This is a genomic window from uncultured Sphingomonas sp. (assembly GCF_913774285.1).
Lineage (GTDB): Bacteria > Pseudomonadota > Alphaproteobacteria > Sphingomonadales > Sphingomonadaceae > Sphingomonas.
In genome coordinates this window covers 1-14,777 of record NZ_CAJYHX010000017.1, presented here as the reverse complement: position 1 = coordinate 14,777, position 14,777 = coordinate 1, and the positions used below count along the sequence as shown (strand labels likewise).

Here is a 14,777-nt window from a genome sequence, read left to right as displayed (position 1 = left end):
GAGCGGAACCGACGCTGGGGGGGGGAAAGAGGCATGAAGGGCTCCGGGAAACCGAAGAGCGACGAGTCGTTGATGGTCTGGTACTTCGTCGTTGCGCTCGGGCTCGCCCTGATGCTGCGCTTCATGGTGACGGACGCGCTCGGCATCACCTCGCATGACGAACCGAGCACGGCTTTCGCGTCCAGGACCTTAGGCCGATAACCGCGGCCGCCGGCCATGGATGCCACGCCGGCGCAGCGTTCTACTTCCTGAACTGGCCGCCGATGCGGTTTCCGGCGGGCCGCATGCTCTTCTTGCTGTTGATGTAATATGCCGGCGCCACATTGTCTTTGACCGCGGCCGGCGCGTCCACGCGAATCCACGGCGTGAAATTGGGGCCCGCGATCACCTCGTTGGAGCGGATGACGACGTTCTTCGGCCCGCTGTAGATATTGATCGCGTGCCACATCGTCATGAAAAAGCGATTGCCGCTGATCTCGATATTCTCATAGCCGCCGACGCGGTCTTCGTCGCCGAAGAACACGCCCTGCGGCTCGTGGCCCGGGCTGCCGAGTATCTGGTTGCGGAGGATCCGGACGTTCTTGCAACCGGAAGCTTCGCGCGTCGTCCAGCACTGGATCCCGTCGGGATGGATGCCGGGGTTGGTGCGGAAATCGTGGAGCTTGTTCCCCGAGATGGTGATGCCGTCCGACCCGGGGATCTCGATCGCATCCGAGCCGATGAACCCGATATCGTTGTTGTCGATCAGGACGTTTCCGCCGCGATCCGTCTTGATGCCCGCATTGATCTCGACGAAGCGCGAATTGATGACGCGAAAGCCTTGCACGCCATAGGCGGCAACGCCGCTCGCATCCCCGGCGACATTGCCGTCGATCACGCCGTGAACGTACAGATTGTCCAGCGTGACGTTTGAACCATTGTTGACGCGAATCATCACCTGCGAATTGCCTTCGCCCGGCTTGGGCGCGTAGGACACCTCGATCCGGGACAGCGTCAGGTTTTGCGGGTTGTTGAGAACCAGGCGGGTGAAAAAAGCCCGACGCCGGGGATCCGCGCTCCGGATAGTGACCATGGTGTCGTACCGCGCATCGTTCAGGACGACCGTCCCGTAGCGGCCGGGCTTCAGCAGGATGACGTCGCCGCCCCGCGCCGTCTTGAGCGCCGCCTGCAGCTCGGCGGGCGTTGCGACGGCGATGGCGGCGGCAAAGAGCAGAAGCATAAGGTCCTCCGTGATCGGACGACGATCTGCCAGATCGACGCGAGCGTGTCCGCCGGCTCCCAGGCGCCAGCCGATATGAACCTCCGCTGGACGTATCGGCAAGCACCGCGTGGGTATGAGGCGAACCGTGGCGGTCCGGTGCTCCCCCGAACCCGCCTCGTCCCATCGACATGATAGCGCCCGGACCGAACATGTGCATGAAACGCAACTCTTCTCGTGGGCGTTGCGCTTGCGACTCGCCGGTGCCGCTGCGATGTTGAGGCGATGGAAAATTTGGACGCTTTCATCGCCGGCCTGCCCAAGGCCGAACTCCATCTCCACATCGAAGGCAGCCTTGAGCCCGAGCAGATGTTCGCATTCGCCCGCCGCAACGGCGTGGCGATCCCCTATGACAGCGTCGAGGCGGTGCGCGCCGCCTATCAGTTCTCGAACCTGCAGGACTTTCTGGACATCTATTATGCCGGCGCCGACGTGCTGCGCACCGAGGCCGATTTCCGCGACCTCGCGCTGGCCTATTTCGAGCGCTCGGCCGCCGACGGCGTCCGCCATGCCGAGATCTTCTTCGACCCGCAGACCCACACCCATCGCGGCATCGCGATGGCCACGGTGGTCGAGGGGCTGCTGGCCGGCATGGCCGAGGCCGAGGCGCGCTTCGGCATCACCTCGCAGCTGATCCTCTGCTTCCTGCGCCATCTCGACGAGGAAGATGCGTTCAAGACGCTGGCCGAGGCCGAGCCGTGGCTCGATCGCATCGCCGGCGTGGGCCTCGATTCCTCCGAACTCGGCCACCCGCCGTCCAAGTTCGCCCGCGTCTTCGCCGCCGCCGCCGAAAAGGGCCTGAAGCGCGTCGCCCATGCCGGCGAGGAAGGCCCGGCCGCCTATGTCCACGAGGCGCTGGACCTGCTCCGGGTCGACCGGCTCGACCATGGCAATCGCAGCCTCGACGATCCCGCGCTGGTCGCCAGGCTGGCGCGCTCGGGCATGACGCTCACCGTCTGCCCGTTGTCCAACGTCAAGCTGTGCAATGTGGAGACGATCGACGCGCACCCGATCGACCGGATGCTCGAACTCGGCCTGCGCGCGACGGTGAACTCGGACGACCCTGCCTATTTCGGCGGCTATGTCGGCGAAAATTATCGCGCCGTCGCCTATGGGCGCGGCCTCAGCAAGCAGCAGCTCGCCACGCTGGCCCGCAACAGCTTCCTGGGCTCCTTCCTGCCCGACGAAGCGGTGGCAAAGCACTGCGCGGCGATCGACGCCTGGGTGGCGGAGGCGGCGTGATGGGCGACATCGTCTTCACCCATTTCACCCATGACCAGCTCGTCGCCGGCGTGCATGCGATTGCAGGGGCTGTAGCGGACTGGTCCCCTACCCTGCTCGTCGGCGTCGGGCGCGGCGGGCTGACGCCTGCGGTGTATCTCTCGCACCGGATCGGGCTGCCGCTGGTCTCGATCGACTATTCGACCCGAATCGCCCAGTTCGGCGACGAGCTGGTCGCGGTGCTGGCGAAGCGCACCCGCGACGGCGAGCGGCTGCTGTTCGTCGAGGACATCAACGACAGCGGCAAGACCATCGGCGAACTGCGCGCCGCGCTCGCCGCCGAGGGCGCGGTGGCAGACCGGGTGCGCTTCGCCGTGCTGCTCGACAATGTCCGGTCGTCGCAGCGGGTCGACTATGGCGCCGAGACGATCGACCGCGACGTGCAGAAGGACTGGTTCGTCTTCCCTTGGGAGGCGATGGCGCCGCAGACCAGCCTCGACGCCGACGCCCGCGAAGTACCCGATCGGCTGGCTTGACAGCTGCTGTTCAGCAACCGTCAATCGTATCCATGCCACGCCTCACCGCGTGAACGCGCGGGAGAGTTTCGCCGGCTCGTGCGTTCGAGGGGCATTCGGCGACGTTTACTGTTTGGAAGTGTCGGAGGAACAATGCCAATTTCATCACAGAAGGGCCGGCGGCTAGCAGCACTCGGCCTGATGGTCGCGGGCAGCCTCTCGCTCGCATCGTGCATGACCGCCACGCCGTATCAGCCCGCTTCGGCGAACGGATCGGTGCGCAACGGCTATTCGGACGAGCAGATCGAGGACAATCGCTTCCGGGTGAGCTTTTCGGGCAACAGCCTGACCTCGCGCGAGACGGTGGAGCGCTACCTTCTCTACCGGTCGGCCGAGCTGACGCTGCAGAGTGGCTATGACTATTTCCTGCTCGCCGATCGCGACACGGAGAAGAAGACCCAGACCTATGCGACACCGGGCATCGGCGGCCCTGCCTTCGGTGGCCCCTGGGGCTATTGGAACCCGTACTGGCGCTATTACAGCCCGCGCTGGGGCTGGCGCAGCTGGGATCCCTTCTGGGGCGATCCCTTCTTCGACCGCAACGTCGATATCCGCACGGTCGACCGCTACGAGGCGATGGCCGAGATCGTGATGGGCAAGGGCCCCAAGCCCGCCGACAACATCCGCGCCTTCGATGCGCGCGAGGTGAAGGAACGGCTGGGTCCGAAGATCCAGATGCCGCAGACCCGCTGATCGCGGACAAGCGGAGAAGCAGAGAGGGCGGCGCCGGGACCACCGGCGCCGCCCTTCTCCGTTTCGCTCCCCTCCCGCTTGCGGGAGGGGTCGGGGGAGGGATCGACGTGGAAGAAGCGCGTTGCCGCTCCGTCCCCTCCCCTAGCCCCTCCCGAAAGCGGGAGGGGAACCAGCAGCCCTTACGCCACCTGGCCGTGGCAGTGCTTGTACTTCAGCCCCGAACCGCACGGGCACGGCGCATTGCGGCTGACCACGCCCTCCCACTGCGACGGATCGGTGCCATAGTCGTCGCCCGCCGGCTGCGGGATGCCGAGCGGTGGCAGGCGGGTGGTGACCAGACCCGCCGAGCCGCCGTCCCAATCATTGGTATTGTCCATGCCGGTCAGCGGATCGATGTGGGTGGTCAGAAACGCCGGCAGCTCGGGCAGTTCCGGCGGCGGCGCCATGCGGAACTGGGCAAAGGCCATGGTGCGCGTCACGTCCTCGCGGATCGTGTCGAGCATCCGCTGGAACATCGAGAACGCCTCGTGCTTGTACTCGTTGATCGGCGTCTTCTGCGCATAGGCGCGCAGGTGGACGACCTGACGGAGCGCGTCGAGCATCGCAAGATGCTCCTTCCAGTGATGGTCCAGGTTCTGGAGCAGGATCGACTTCTCGATCGAGGTCCAGGTCTCCGGCTCGAGGTCCGCGGCCTTTTCGGCGATCGCGGCATCGGCGGCCGCGCGGATGCGCTCCTCCAGGATTTCCGGATCGATCGCCTCCTCGTCCTTCACCCATTGCTCGATCGGCAGGTCGAGGTTGAGCGTGTCGGCAAGGCGCTCCTTGAGACCGGCGATGTTCCACTGTTCCGGATAGCTGTTCGGCGGGCAGGCCTCGCCGACGATCGCGTTGACCGTCTCGTGGCGCATGTCCTCGACGACCTGGCCGACGGTGTCGGCATCCATGATGTCGGCGCGCTGCTCGTAGATGACCTTGCGCTGGTCGTTCATCACGTCGTCATATTCGACGACCTGCTTGCGCACGTCATAGTTGCGCGCCTCGACCTTGCGCTGCGCGGTCTCGATCGCCTTGCTCAGCCAGCGCGACGGCGGCATCGCCTCGCCATCCTCCAGGCTGGAGCGCATCATCCGCGAGAACAGCGTGTTCGAGCCGAAGATGCGCAGCAGGTCATCGTCGAGGCTCAGGTAGAAGCGGCTGAGGCCCGGATCGCCCTGGCGGCCCGAGCGGCCGCGCAGCTGGTTGTCGATGCGGCGGCTCTCGTGGCGCTCGGTGCCGAGCACGAACAGACCGCCCGCGGCCTTCACCTGCTCCTTCTCGGCGGCAACCTCGGCCTTGATCCGCTCGATCGCGGCGTCGCGCTCCGGACCCTCGGGCATGTCGCGCAGTTCGTCAGCGACGCGGAACTCGACGTTACCGCCCAGCTGGATGTCGGTGCCGCGGCCCGCCATGTTGGTCGAAACGGTGACCATGCCCAGACGACCCGCCTGCGCGACGATGTGCGCCTCGCTCTCATGGAAGCGCGCGTTGAGCACCTCGTGCTTCACGCCCTCGCGGTGGAGGAATTCGGACAGCATCTCCGATTTCTCGATCGAGACGGTGCCGACCAGTACCGGCTGGCCGCGCTCGGCATGCTGCTTGATCGTCTTGGCGATCCCGGCGAACTTGTCCTCGGTCGACTTGTAGAACACGTCCTCCTCGTCGACGCGCTGCACCGGCAGGTTGGTCGGGATGGTGACGACGTTCATCTTGTAGATGTCGTAGAACTCGGCCGCTTCGGTCGAGGCGGTGCCGGTCATGCCGCCCAGCTTGGGGTACATGCGGAAATAGTTCTGGAAGGTGATCGAGGCGAGCGTCTGGTTTTCGGGCTCGATGTTCACGCCTTCCTTGGCTTCCACCGCCTGGTGCAAGCCGTCCGACCAGCGGCGGCCGTCCATCATGCGGCCGGTGAACTCGTCGATGATGACGATCTTGCCGTCCTTGACGATGTAATCGGTGTCGCGCTTGAACATCACGTTCGCGCGGAGCGCCTGGTTAAGGTGGTGGACCACCTGGGTGTTCTCGAAGTCATAGAGATTGGCGCCAACCAGCACCCCGGCATCCTCGAGCAGCCGCTCGACCATCTCGGTGCCTTCTTCCGTCAGCACGACGGTGCGCTGCTTCTCGTCCTTCTCATAGGTCGAATCGTCGAGCTGTTTCACGACCGCGTCGACCTTCATGTACAGCTCCGAACGATCGTCGGTCGGGCCGGAGATGATCAGCGGGGTGCGCGCCTCGTCGATGAGGATCGAGTCGACCTCGTCGACGATCGCATAGGCGAACGGACGCTGCACCATGCTCGCGCGATCGTATTTCATGTTATCGCGCAGATAGTCGAAGCCGAACTCGTTGTTCGTGCCGTAAGTGATGTCCGAGGCATAGGCGTCGCGGCGCTGCTGGTCGGTCAGGTTCGGTACGATCACGCCGGTGGTGAGGCCGAGGAAGCCATAGACCTGCGCCATCCATTCGGCGTCGCGGCGGGCGAGATAGTCGTTGACGGTGATTACGTGGACGCCGTCGCCCGGCAGCGCGTTGAGATAGGTGGCGAGCGTCGCCACCAGCGTCTTGCCCTCGCCGGTGCGCATCTCGGCAATTTCGCCGCGGTGGAGCACGATGCCGCCGATCATCTGCACGTCATAGTGGCGCTGGCCGATCACGCGCCGTGCCGCCTCGCGCACCGTGGCGAAAGCCTCGGGCAGCAGGTCGTCGAGCTTGGCGCCGTTCGCCAGCTGCTCGCGGAACTTGATCGTCTGCTGGGCCAGCGTGTCGTCGTTCATCGCCTGGAGCGTCAGCTCGAAGCTGGCGATCTTCTGGACGATCGGGTTGAGCGACTTGACGTAGCGATCGTTGGACGAACCGAAAAGCGACTTGGCAATACCGCCGAACATGCGAATTCCTGACCTGTTTGGATGGGATGCGCGACGGCTGCCGGACGAAGCGGAGCCATCACGGGCGCACCGCGCACACGCGCGGCGACGAAAGGAAGAAGGGCCCGAACGCGCGGGCCGGAAAGGCTATTCGCGCCGCTGCTCGAAGGCGAGGCGAAGCGGCGGCCGCGGAGCGGTGGCGACGTGGAACACCGGGATCGTGACGAGCCGCACCAGCGCGGGGAGCGCCGCCGCAGCGGCGACGATGTGGCGCGACGGGGCGACCGCCGCCTGCGCCGCTTCCGCCACGCGAACCACGGCCACGCCCTGAACGGCGCGCAGCCCACGCTCGCCCGACACGCCGGTCAGGCTCGCGAAAAGCGCAGTGAGGAGCAGCAGCAGTTCCAAGCGAAACCCTGTGGTACACGGTGGCAATGTCGCAACCGACGGGCGGCAACGCACGACACATAGGGATCGCCGCACGGTTCGTCTAATCAAAAGCGGGGGACGGCCGGCCGACCCATTGGCGCGGAATGAGACGCGCATTTTGTGACCGCGCGCGCCCCCGCCCAGATGCGGTTTGCGAGCTCTACTTTGGGACGACCGGCTACGCGATCAGGTCGCGCGGCCGACCGACACGCAACACGCGCCGCGAATCTCAGTGGCACAGTTCGGCCTGTGAATTGAGCCGAGAAGAGTGGATCGCCGAGACTGGATGCTCTTGCGCATCCGATCGGGACCGCCGACAAAGCCAAGCAAAGGGGGAATTCTATCTTATGCGTTATAGTTCGGTCAGTGCGATTTCGCTGTCTCTATTCGCCCTCGCGGGGTGCAACCAGTCAAACGGCAACGGCGCCGGCACGGTGATCCTGCCCAGCCCGACCCCGACCCCGACTCCGACCCCCGCACCGCCGAGCCCGACGCCAGCACCCAGCCCGACAGCCTCGCCGCTGCCGACGCCGCCAATCCCGACGCCCACGCCGACACCGCAACCCAGCCCAACGCCCACACCGACGCCTACGCCAGAACCTAGTCCAACGCCCTCCAGGACACCGGTACGCTGGACGTGTCCAGCAGACACGATGTTCGACCGCACCTTCTACGCGTCCAGCGCCATGATGCAGTATCGCAATGCTGTTGATGGCGTGCATGATCTCACGTCCGCGGATCCGGTGATGGCCCAGGCCTTCAGCTACGCTGCTGCAACCCAACGCTACACCCTTCGTGTAGCGTCCAATCCCCTTTTCTCCGACCTCGACGAGAGCATTTCGTTCGGTCCCGAGAACGTGCTGGCCAATCGCTCCAATGCCCACACCATCGTGTACAAGCGCAGTTGTTCCGACGGACTACAGCCCAAAGAGGGTGCCTTTCAGGCGGAACTTGAGCTCTTTAGACCTGGCGCAGACAATGACCTGCTTGCACTCGACTATGCAAGCTTCGGCATGTACACCGTCAACTTCTCACAGCCGCGATCCTATGACCTATATGATCGTCGTCTATTTGCATATGGGGTGAGGACAGCGGTATCGGATCTGCCCCGCACCGGCGTATCGACCTATACTGGTATCGTCTCGGGCTTCGCGACGCGAAACGACTCCGTGTATCCGCGAAAATATTCGATCAGTGGAAGGATCCAGATTTCCGTAGACTTCGTGGCGCAGACGTTCACCGGCACGCTCACCCTCAAGGCGACATCGGGCGAATCGGCGCCGTACGACATAATCATCCCCTTGACGCAAACAGGTGGCGCATCGCTTACGCAACTGAGTGGCGCCGCGGGCCAAGGCCGCTTCGCTGGTTTCCTTGCCGGTCCTGCAGCACAAGAGCTTGGTGGCAGCTTCTCTTTGCAGATCCCCGATCCAGCCGGACCGGATTATGCCGGTATCATCAATCCAGTAACCTTGGTGGGAGCCGCCGCCGCTAAGCGCTGAACCATACCCTCGGTCACCCGCTTTCGTTCGGCTGCCAGTAGATGAGGTTGCTAACCGGCCGAGTGGGAAAAATAATTGGCGTCCCAACGTGCGATTAACTTGCCACATTGAAAGAAAGAGCTAGGCCGCCTCCTATCGTTCGAAGGTCGGGCGAACGCATCGAATTGGGGGATCAGGAATAATCATGCGATTCGGTATTGGCCGCGGAACGTCTGCTGCACTTCTTCTGCTAGGCGGCTGCGGTGGAGGCACGACCGGGGGAGCCGGTACGGTAATCGTGCCGACCCCCACGCCGACGCCTACCCCCGCGCCGAGTCCGACACCGGCGCCTGCGCCCGCGCCCTCGCCGCTGCCAACGCCGCCGATTCCGACGCCAACACCGACGCCCACGCCGACCCCGACGCCGACGCCCACTCCGGTGCCGACACCCACGCCCACGCCCACGCCCACGCCGACATCGACGTTAGGCACGGCCCCGGCTACCTATACCTGCCCTGCTCCAGACACGGTCTTCGATCGCACGTTCGACACGGCGAGCACGCTGCTGCAATATAGCAATTACGGCGCGATCACGTTGTACAAGACCGCCGATCCGACCCTGGCGGAGGCATTCAGCTATGCCAGCGCGACACAGCGCTATACGATCCGCGTCGCATCCAATCCGCTCTACTCGGGGGTCGACGAAAGTGCGTCTTTCGGGCCGAGTGACATCGATTCCGCCAGATCCGACACGCGCTACCTCGTATATTCGCGTCGCTGTTACCCGGGCATCGGCCGGACGAGCTACTACCAGACGCTCGAACTGTTTCGATCGGGCAGCAGCAACGATCTGCTCGCGCTGAGCTATGCCAGCTTCGGCCTGTATACGTTCTCCGTGTCGGACACGAGCGGCGAAACCAACGATCGTCGCTACTTCGCGTTCGGCGAGAAGACGGCGACGACCAGTGTGCCCCGAAGCGGCACCGTCACCTATAACGGCGTGGTCTCCGGCAGGGCGACGCGAACGAAGCCGCTGGATGGAATCGTCTATGCGGTAAGCGGCACCTTGCAGGTGACCGTCGACTTCGCGGCCCAAAGTTATCGCGGGACGCTCACGCTGAAGTTTACCGCGAAGAGCGCCCTCGAAAGGAATACCGGCGCCAGCTACGACGTGACCATCCCGCTGACCCAGACCGGCGGCGCAAGCCTCGCACAACTGAACGGTACCGCAGGCACGGGCAGCTTTGCGGGCTTCCTTGCAGGTCCGGCAGCAGAAGAGCTTGGCGGTAGCGTCTCGCTGCAGCTGCCCGATCCTGCCGGGCCCGATTCCACCGGCGTTGCCCAAATGGTGACGCTTGCCGGCGCTGTCGCGGCCAAGCGCTGAACCGCGTTCGCACCAGACCCGCTTGTCCTTCGGGAAGGGCGGCGTATGAAGCAGGGGATGTCCACAAGCACCTCCCCGCTCGCGCTGCCCTTCCCCGCTATGCCCGCGATTCCGGGCGTAACGCCCCGCGTCGCCCGTGCGCGGTACAAGAATTGGGATCGCTGCGACCTCACCTTCGTCACGCTCGACGAGGGCACCAGCGTCGCCGGTGTGCTGACCAGCAGCAAATGCCCCTCGCCCGAGGTTGAATGGTGCCGCAAGGCGCTGGTGCTCGGCAAGGCGCGTGCACTGGTGGTGAACGCCGGCAATTCCAACGCCTTCACCGGCAATCGCGGCCGCGCGGCGGTGGAGGCGATCGCCGCCCGCACCGCGCAGCATCTCGGCTGCGATCCCTCGGACGTGTTCGTCGCCTCCACCGGGGTGATCGGCGTGCCGCTGCCGATCGACAAGGCCGAGGCCGGGCTCGATGCCGCCTACACCGCCGAAGTCTGCGCTTGGGAAGACGCCGCCGCGACGATCATGACCACCGACACCTTCGCCAAGGGCGCGGTGACCACCGCCGTGGTCGACGGCCGCACGGTGACACTGGCCGGCATCATCAAGGGATCGGGCATGATCGCGCCGGACATGGCGACGATGCTTGGCTTCGTCTTCACCGATGCGGCGGTGGACCCGGTGTTCCTGCAGCGCGCGCTGAGCGATGCGAACGGACACAGCTTCTCCTGCATCACGGTCGACGGCGACACCTCGACCAGCGACACCGTTCTCGCCTTCGCCACCGGCAAGGCGGGCAATGCACCGCTGACCAGCGACGAGGATGCCGGCGCCGACGCCTTCCGTGCGGCGCTCGCCGATCTCTGCCGCCAGCTCGCGCTGCTCGTGGTGCGCGACGGCGAAGGCGCGCAGAAGCTGATCGAAATCACCGTCGAGGGCGCCGAGAGCGATCGCAGCGCGCACCGCATCGCGATGTCGATCGCCAATTCGCCGCTGGTCAAGACCGCGATCGCGGGTGAGGACGCGAACTGGGGTCGCGTGGTGATGGCCGTCGGCAAGGCCGGCGAGCCTGCCGAGCGCGACAGGCTCGCCATCCGCTTCGGCACCACCCAGGTGGCGCAGGGCGGCCTGGCGGTGGAAGGCTATGACGAGGCGCCGGTCGCCGCGCACCTCAAGGGCCAGGAAATCGAGATCGGCGTCGATCTCGGCCTCGGTGAGGGCCGCGCGACGGTTTGGACCTGCGACCTCACCCATGGCTATATCTCGATCAACGCCGATTACCGGAGCTGACCCGCTTGCACCCGCATCATGACGCGGTCTCCGCGCTGATCCGCCGCGTCGCCGAGACCGTCGTCCTGCCGCGCTTCCGCAACCTTGCGGCGCACGAGGTGCTGGAGAAGACGCCGGGCGAGCTGGTCACCATCGCCGATCGCGAGGCCGAGGAACGGCTGACCGAGGGCCTTGCCGCGATCGCCTCCGATGCAGTGATCATCGGCGAGGAAGCCTGTGCGGCAGACCCGGCGCTGGTGGATCAGGCGATGGCGGCCCGCGCCTGGGTCATCGATCCGATCGACGGCACCGGCAATTTCGCGGCCGGCGAACCGCCTTTCGGCATCATGATCGCGCTGATCGAGGCGGGCGTCATCCAGGCGGGCTGGATCTACGATCCGGTCGCCGAGCGGATGTGCCATGCGGCGCTGGGCGGCGGTGCGTTCGTCAACGGCGCCCGGGTCCATGCCCGACAGAGCGATGGCCCGCGCCCGCATGCCTCGGTATCGAAGGTCGCCCAGTCCGAGGCCGAGCATGCCGAGCGGATGCGGCGATTCGAGCAGGATTTCGAACTCTGGGCGATGCCGCGCTGCGCGGCCGAGAATTATCCCCGGCTGGCGCTGGGGCAGAACGACGTCGCGGTGTTCCGGCGCACGCTGCTCTGGGACCATGCCCCCGGCGTCGTCTTCCTCGGCGAGGCGGGCGGCTATGTGGCGCATTGGGACGGCACGCCCTATCGCGTCGACGGCAAGGGTGTGGGGCTGATCGCGGCGTCGACGCCCGAGCTGGGTCGCCGCGCTACCGAATTGCTGTTCGGCTGATGCAGTCGCTCCCCTCCCGCGTGCGGGAGGGGAAAGCGGAGGACGCGATCAGATCTCGCGTTCGATCCACTGCTTGATCGCGCTCTTCGGCAGCGCGCCGACCTGGGTGGCCGCCTGCTGGCCGTTCTTGAACAGGATCATCGTCGGGATGCCGCGCACGCCATACTTGGTCGGCGCATCGGGATTGTCGTCGATGTTGATCTTCACGATCTGCACCTGCTCGGCCAGCTCCTCGGCGAGCTCTTCGAGCGCCGGGGCGATCATGCGGCACGGGCCGCACCATTCTGCCCAGAAATCGACGAGGACGGGCTTGTCCGCCTGCAGCACGTCGGTTTCGAATTTGGCGTCGGTGGTCGCCAGAGTGGCCATGTCGGTATCTCCTGAACTTCGTGTTGGTCGGCTATCTATGATCGCCGGGGCCATTGCTCAAGCGCAGGACCCAAAGCTTTGCTCCTACCCCGCGTAGCCCGGCTTGTGCTCGGCGAGAAGGGCCTCGGGCAATGCGTAGAGCACGGGACCGGCAGAATATAGGAGGGCGGCCTCCACCGCCCGCTCGGGGAAGATCACGCGGAGCGCGGCGACATAGGCCGCCATCTGGCGGAGGTGGTAGGGCGGTACGTCGGCAAGCGACGCCGGCGCGCGGCGGCCGGTCTTGAAGTCGACCACCCGTACCCGGTCAGGTGTCACCACCAGCCGGTCGACCGTGCCGGAGACCACCACCCCGTCCGCCACCACCGCAGCGATCGGCGCCTCGCCCAGCGCATCGGGGCCGAACAGCTCGGCGAAGCGCGGGTCTTCGGTGACGGCGAGCGCGGCATCGATCAGCGCGGTACGCTCGGCCGCATCGGTGAGCCCCCCCGCCCCCGCCAGCCAGCGATCCGCTGCCGACCGCCGCGCGTCCGGGGCGACGCCCGGCAAGCGCTCGAACAGCGCGTGGAGCAAGCGGCCGCGTTCGGCAGCGGCGCGCATCGCGGGACCCGGCGGCGGATCGGCGACGCGGTCATCGCCCAGCGACGAAGGTGCCAGCGGGCGGGGCGGCCGGGCTTCCTCCGGCGCACGCGTGTGGAGCCAGTCGGGCAGTAGCGGCGCGGGCTTTGCCTCGACCACCGGCGGCGCCGCAACCGGCCGCACCGGCGCCTGCGGGACCACGCCGTGGAACTCCCGCACCCCGGCCTCGTCGACCGGCACGCCCAGCGCATCGAACGCGGCGGCGCTCGCGGCATACCAGCTCGCCTTGGGCGGCTCGCCCTTGGCCTGGGGGCCGAGCGCGCCCGCGATCACCAGCCGTTCCTCGGCGCGGGTGGCGGCGACGTAGAACAGCCGCCAATGCTCCTGCAACTCGCGCGCATCGGCCTTTTCCAACGCCTCGGCCAGGACGCCGTCGCGCTCGGCACTGCGGGGACGAAAGATCGGGAAGGCATCCTGATCTTCCTCCAGCGCCCATTTGAGGAAGCTGCGCGGGCTGCGCGTCGGGTCCACCGTCGCGTCCGCCAGGATCACCAGCGGCGCCTGCAGTCCCTTGGAGCCATGCGCGGTCATCACCCGCACCGCGGGCTGCGGCTGCGCGGCATCGCGGACGATCTCGACATCGCCGCGATCGAACCAGTCGAGGAAACGCTGGAGCGAAGGCGTCGTCGTGCTTTCGAAGGTCAGCGCGGCGTTGAGCAGTTCCTCGATCGGATCGCGCGCCTCGGTGCCCAGCCGCCGGATCAGCTTGCGCCGTCCATCAAGCGGCCCCGACAGCAACTCCTCCAGAAACTGGTAGGGCGTCGACACATCGGCCCGCGCCAGCATCTGGCGCAGGGGCGCGAGATCCTCGGGCGGCAGGGTCCGCGTCAGATGCGCCCAAAGCGATCCCCGCTCGCGGTGCCCGGCCGTCATCAGCCGATCCTGCGACCAGCCGATCAGCGGCGACACCAGCAGCGACGCCAGCGACAGGTCATCCTCGGGCTGAAGCGCGAACCGCACCGTCGCCAGCAAGTCCTGCACCGCCAGCGGCGCATTCAGCCGCAGCCGGTCGACACCCGCCACCGGCACCCCCTCGGCATAGAGCCGTGCGACGATCAGCGAGGCGAGGTCGCCACGCCGCTTGACCAGGATCATGATGTCCTGCGGCTCCAGTCGACGGCCCTTGCTCTCCAGCATGACGCCGTCGTCCAGCCAGCGACGGACGGCGCGGGCGATGTCGGTCGCGACCTTGCGCACCGCATCGTCGATCCAGCCTTCCTCATCCTCGTCGCTGCCGCCCGCCACCACCGGCGGCCAGAGCGTGACGCGGCCGGGGCCTTTCACCTCGCTGGCATGGCGTTCGACCTCGCCTGCCATGCCCATGCCGGGTTCACCCAGCGCCTCGATTGCGGCATCGACGAACTCCAGGATCGGCGTGGTCGAGCGGAAGCTGTGGGTCAGCGACAGCTGGTTGAACGGCAGGCCGCGTTCCTCGGGCGGCCATTCGTCATCGCCCGCCACCTCGTCCGCCCGGCGCGAGAAATGCAGCTCGGCCGCCTGGAAGTTGATCGGGTCGGTGCCCTGGAAACCGAAGATCGCCTGTTTGTGATCGCCCACGGTGAACAGCGTCCGTGTGGACGGCGCATAGAGGCCGCGCCCGACGAAAAACTCGTCGGCCAGCGCACGCACGATCCGCCACTGATGCGCGTTGGTGTCCTGCGCCTCGTCGATCAGGACATGCTCGGTCACTTGGTCCAGCTTGTAGCGGACCCATTCGCCGATGCCCGGCCGCTCCAGCAGT

13 protein-coding genes are annotated in these 14,777 nt (G+C 66.3%); 8 read left to right on the top strand and 5 right to left on the bottom strand.

Annotated elements, in window-relative coordinates:
* Positions 1–33: 33 nt before the first annotated feature.
* Positions 34–201 carry a hypothetical protein gene (locus tag QZ670_RS07145; RefSeq protein ID WP_294253421.1) on the top strand — a complete coding sequence of 56 codons (168 nt, stop codon included), beginning with the start codon at positions 34–36 and terminating at the stop codon, positions 199–201.
* A gap of 40 nt (positions 202–241) precedes the next feature.
* Here the strand turns inward: QZ670_RS07145 and QZ670_RS07140 are convergent, their stop codons facing one another.
* Positions 242–1,534, bottom strand: a complete 1,293-nt coding sequence (locus tag QZ670_RS07140; RefSeq protein WP_294253638.1) for a right-handed parallel beta-helix repeat-containing protein — start codon at positions 1,532–1,534, stop codon at positions 242–244.
* Here QZ670_RS07140 and QZ670_RS07135 point away from each other — a divergent pair.
* From QZ670_RS07135 to QZ670_RS07125, 3 genes are all read left to right on the top strand, one after another.
* Positions 1,484–2,500 (top strand): adenosine deaminase, encoded by a 1,017-nt coding sequence (locus QZ670_RS07135; protein WP_294253419.1) that lies wholly within the window; start codon positions 1,484–1,486, stop codon positions 2,498–2,500. The genes QZ670_RS07140 and QZ670_RS07135 overlap by 51 nt on opposite strands.
* Complete coding sequence (locus QZ670_RS07130) at positions 2,500–3,015, top strand: phosphoribosyltransferase family protein (protein ID WP_294253416.1); 516 nt, start codon at positions 2,500–2,502, stop codon at positions 3,013–3,015. The genes QZ670_RS07135 and QZ670_RS07130 overlap by 1 nt, the downstream gene beginning before the upstream one ends.
* Positions 3,016–3,147: 132 nt before the next feature.
* Complete coding sequence (locus QZ670_RS07125; protein WP_294253413.1) at positions 3,148–3,747, top strand: hypothetical protein; 600 nt, start codon at positions 3,148–3,150, stop codon at positions 3,745–3,747.
* 179 nt (positions 3,748–3,926) lie between these two features.
* On the opposite strand, the gene secA is transcribed toward QZ670_RS07125, so the two are convergent.
* Both secA and QZ670_RS07115 read right to left on the bottom strand, forming a co-directional pair.
* Entirely contained in the window at positions 3,927–6,671 is a 2,745-nt protein-coding gene (gene secA / locus QZ670_RS07120) for a preprotein translocase subunit SecA (RefSeq protein WP_294253411.1), read from the bottom strand.
* A gap of 126 nt (positions 6,672–6,797) precedes the next feature.
* Positions 6,798–7,058, bottom strand: coding sequence for a hypothetical protein (locus QZ670_RS07115; RefSeq protein WP_294253410.1), 261 nt, complete (start codon positions 7,056–7,058; stop codon positions 6,798–6,800).
* A gap of 674 nt (positions 7,059–7,732) precedes the next feature.
* Between QZ670_RS07115 and QZ670_RS07110 the strand changes: the two genes are divergently transcribed.
* The 4 genes from QZ670_RS07110 (at position 7,733) to QZ670_RS07095 (ending at position 12,028) form a co-directional block, all read left to right on the top strand.
* Positions 7,733–8,581, top strand: a complete 849-nt coding sequence (locus QZ670_RS07110; RefSeq protein ID WP_294253408.1) for a transferrin-binding protein-like solute binding protein — start codon at positions 7,733–7,735, stop codon at positions 8,579–8,581.
* Between the two features lie 418 nt (positions 8,582–8,999).
* Positions 9,000–9,944, top strand: coding sequence for a factor H binding protein domain-containing protein (locus QZ670_RS07105; RefSeq protein WP_294253403.1), 945 nt, complete (start codon positions 9,000–9,002; stop codon positions 9,942–9,944).
* A gap of 57 nt (positions 9,945–10,001) precedes the next feature.
* On the top strand, positions 10,002–11,228 hold the full coding sequence (gene argJ, locus QZ670_RS07100; protein ID WP_294253401.1) for a bifunctional glutamate N-acetyltransferase/amino-acid acetyltransferase ArgJ: 1,227 nt from the start codon (positions 10,002–10,004) through the stop codon (positions 11,226–11,228).
* Between the two features lie 5 nt (positions 11,229–11,233).
* Entirely contained in the window at positions 11,234–12,028 is a 795-nt protein-coding gene (locus QZ670_RS07095; RefSeq protein WP_294253399.1) for an inositol monophosphatase family protein, read from the top strand.
* 48 nt (positions 12,029–12,076) lie between these two features.
* On the opposite strand, the gene trxA is transcribed toward QZ670_RS07095, so the two are convergent.
* Together trxA and QZ670_RS07085 are read right to left on the bottom strand one after the other, a co-directional pair.
* Positions 12,077–12,397 carry a thioredoxin gene (gene trxA, locus QZ670_RS07090; protein WP_294253394.1) on the bottom strand — a complete coding sequence of 107 codons (321 nt, stop codon included), beginning with the start codon at positions 12,395–12,397 and terminating at the stop codon, positions 12,077–12,079.
* 84 nt (positions 12,398–12,481) lie between these two features.
* A partial coding sequence (locus QZ670_RS07085) for a 3'-5' exonuclease (protein WP_294253392.1) occupies positions 12,482–14,777 on the bottom strand: 2,296 nt, incomplete at its 5' end.

Coding starts and splice junctions, on each gene's coding strand:
- argJ (WP_294253401.1), top strand. CDS start 10,002: ATGTCCACAAGCACCTCCCCGCTCGCGCTGCCCTTCCCCGCTATGCCC.
- QZ670_RS07110 (WP_294253408.1), top strand. CDS start 7,733: ATGTTCGACCGCACCTTCTACGCGTCCAGCGCCATGATGCAGTATCGC.
- QZ670_RS07135 (WP_294253419.1), top strand. CDS start 1,484: ATGGAAAATTTGGACGCTTTCATCGCCGGCCTGCCCAAGGCCGAACTC.
- QZ670_RS07140 (WP_294253638.1), bottom strand. CDS start 1,534: ATGGAGTTCGGCCTTGGGCAGGCCGGCGATGAAAGCGTCCAAATTTTC.
- trxA (WP_294253394.1), bottom strand. CDS start 12,397: ATGGCCACTCTGGCGACCACCGACGCCAAATTCGAAACCGACGTGCTG.
- secA (WP_294253411.1), bottom strand. CDS start 6,671: ATGTTCGGCGGTATTGCCAAGTCGCTTTTCGGTTCGTCCAACGATCGC.
- QZ670_RS07130 (WP_294253416.1), top strand. CDS start 2,500: ATGGGCGACATCGTCTTCACCCATTTCACCCATGACCAGCTCGTCGCC.
- QZ670_RS07145 (WP_294253421.1), top strand. CDS start 34: ATGAAGGGCTCCGGGAAACCGAAGAGCGACGAGTCGTTGATGGTCTGG.
- QZ670_RS07125 (WP_294253413.1), top strand. CDS start 3,148: ATGCCAATTTCATCACAGAAGGGCCGGCGGCTAGCAGCACTCGGCCTG.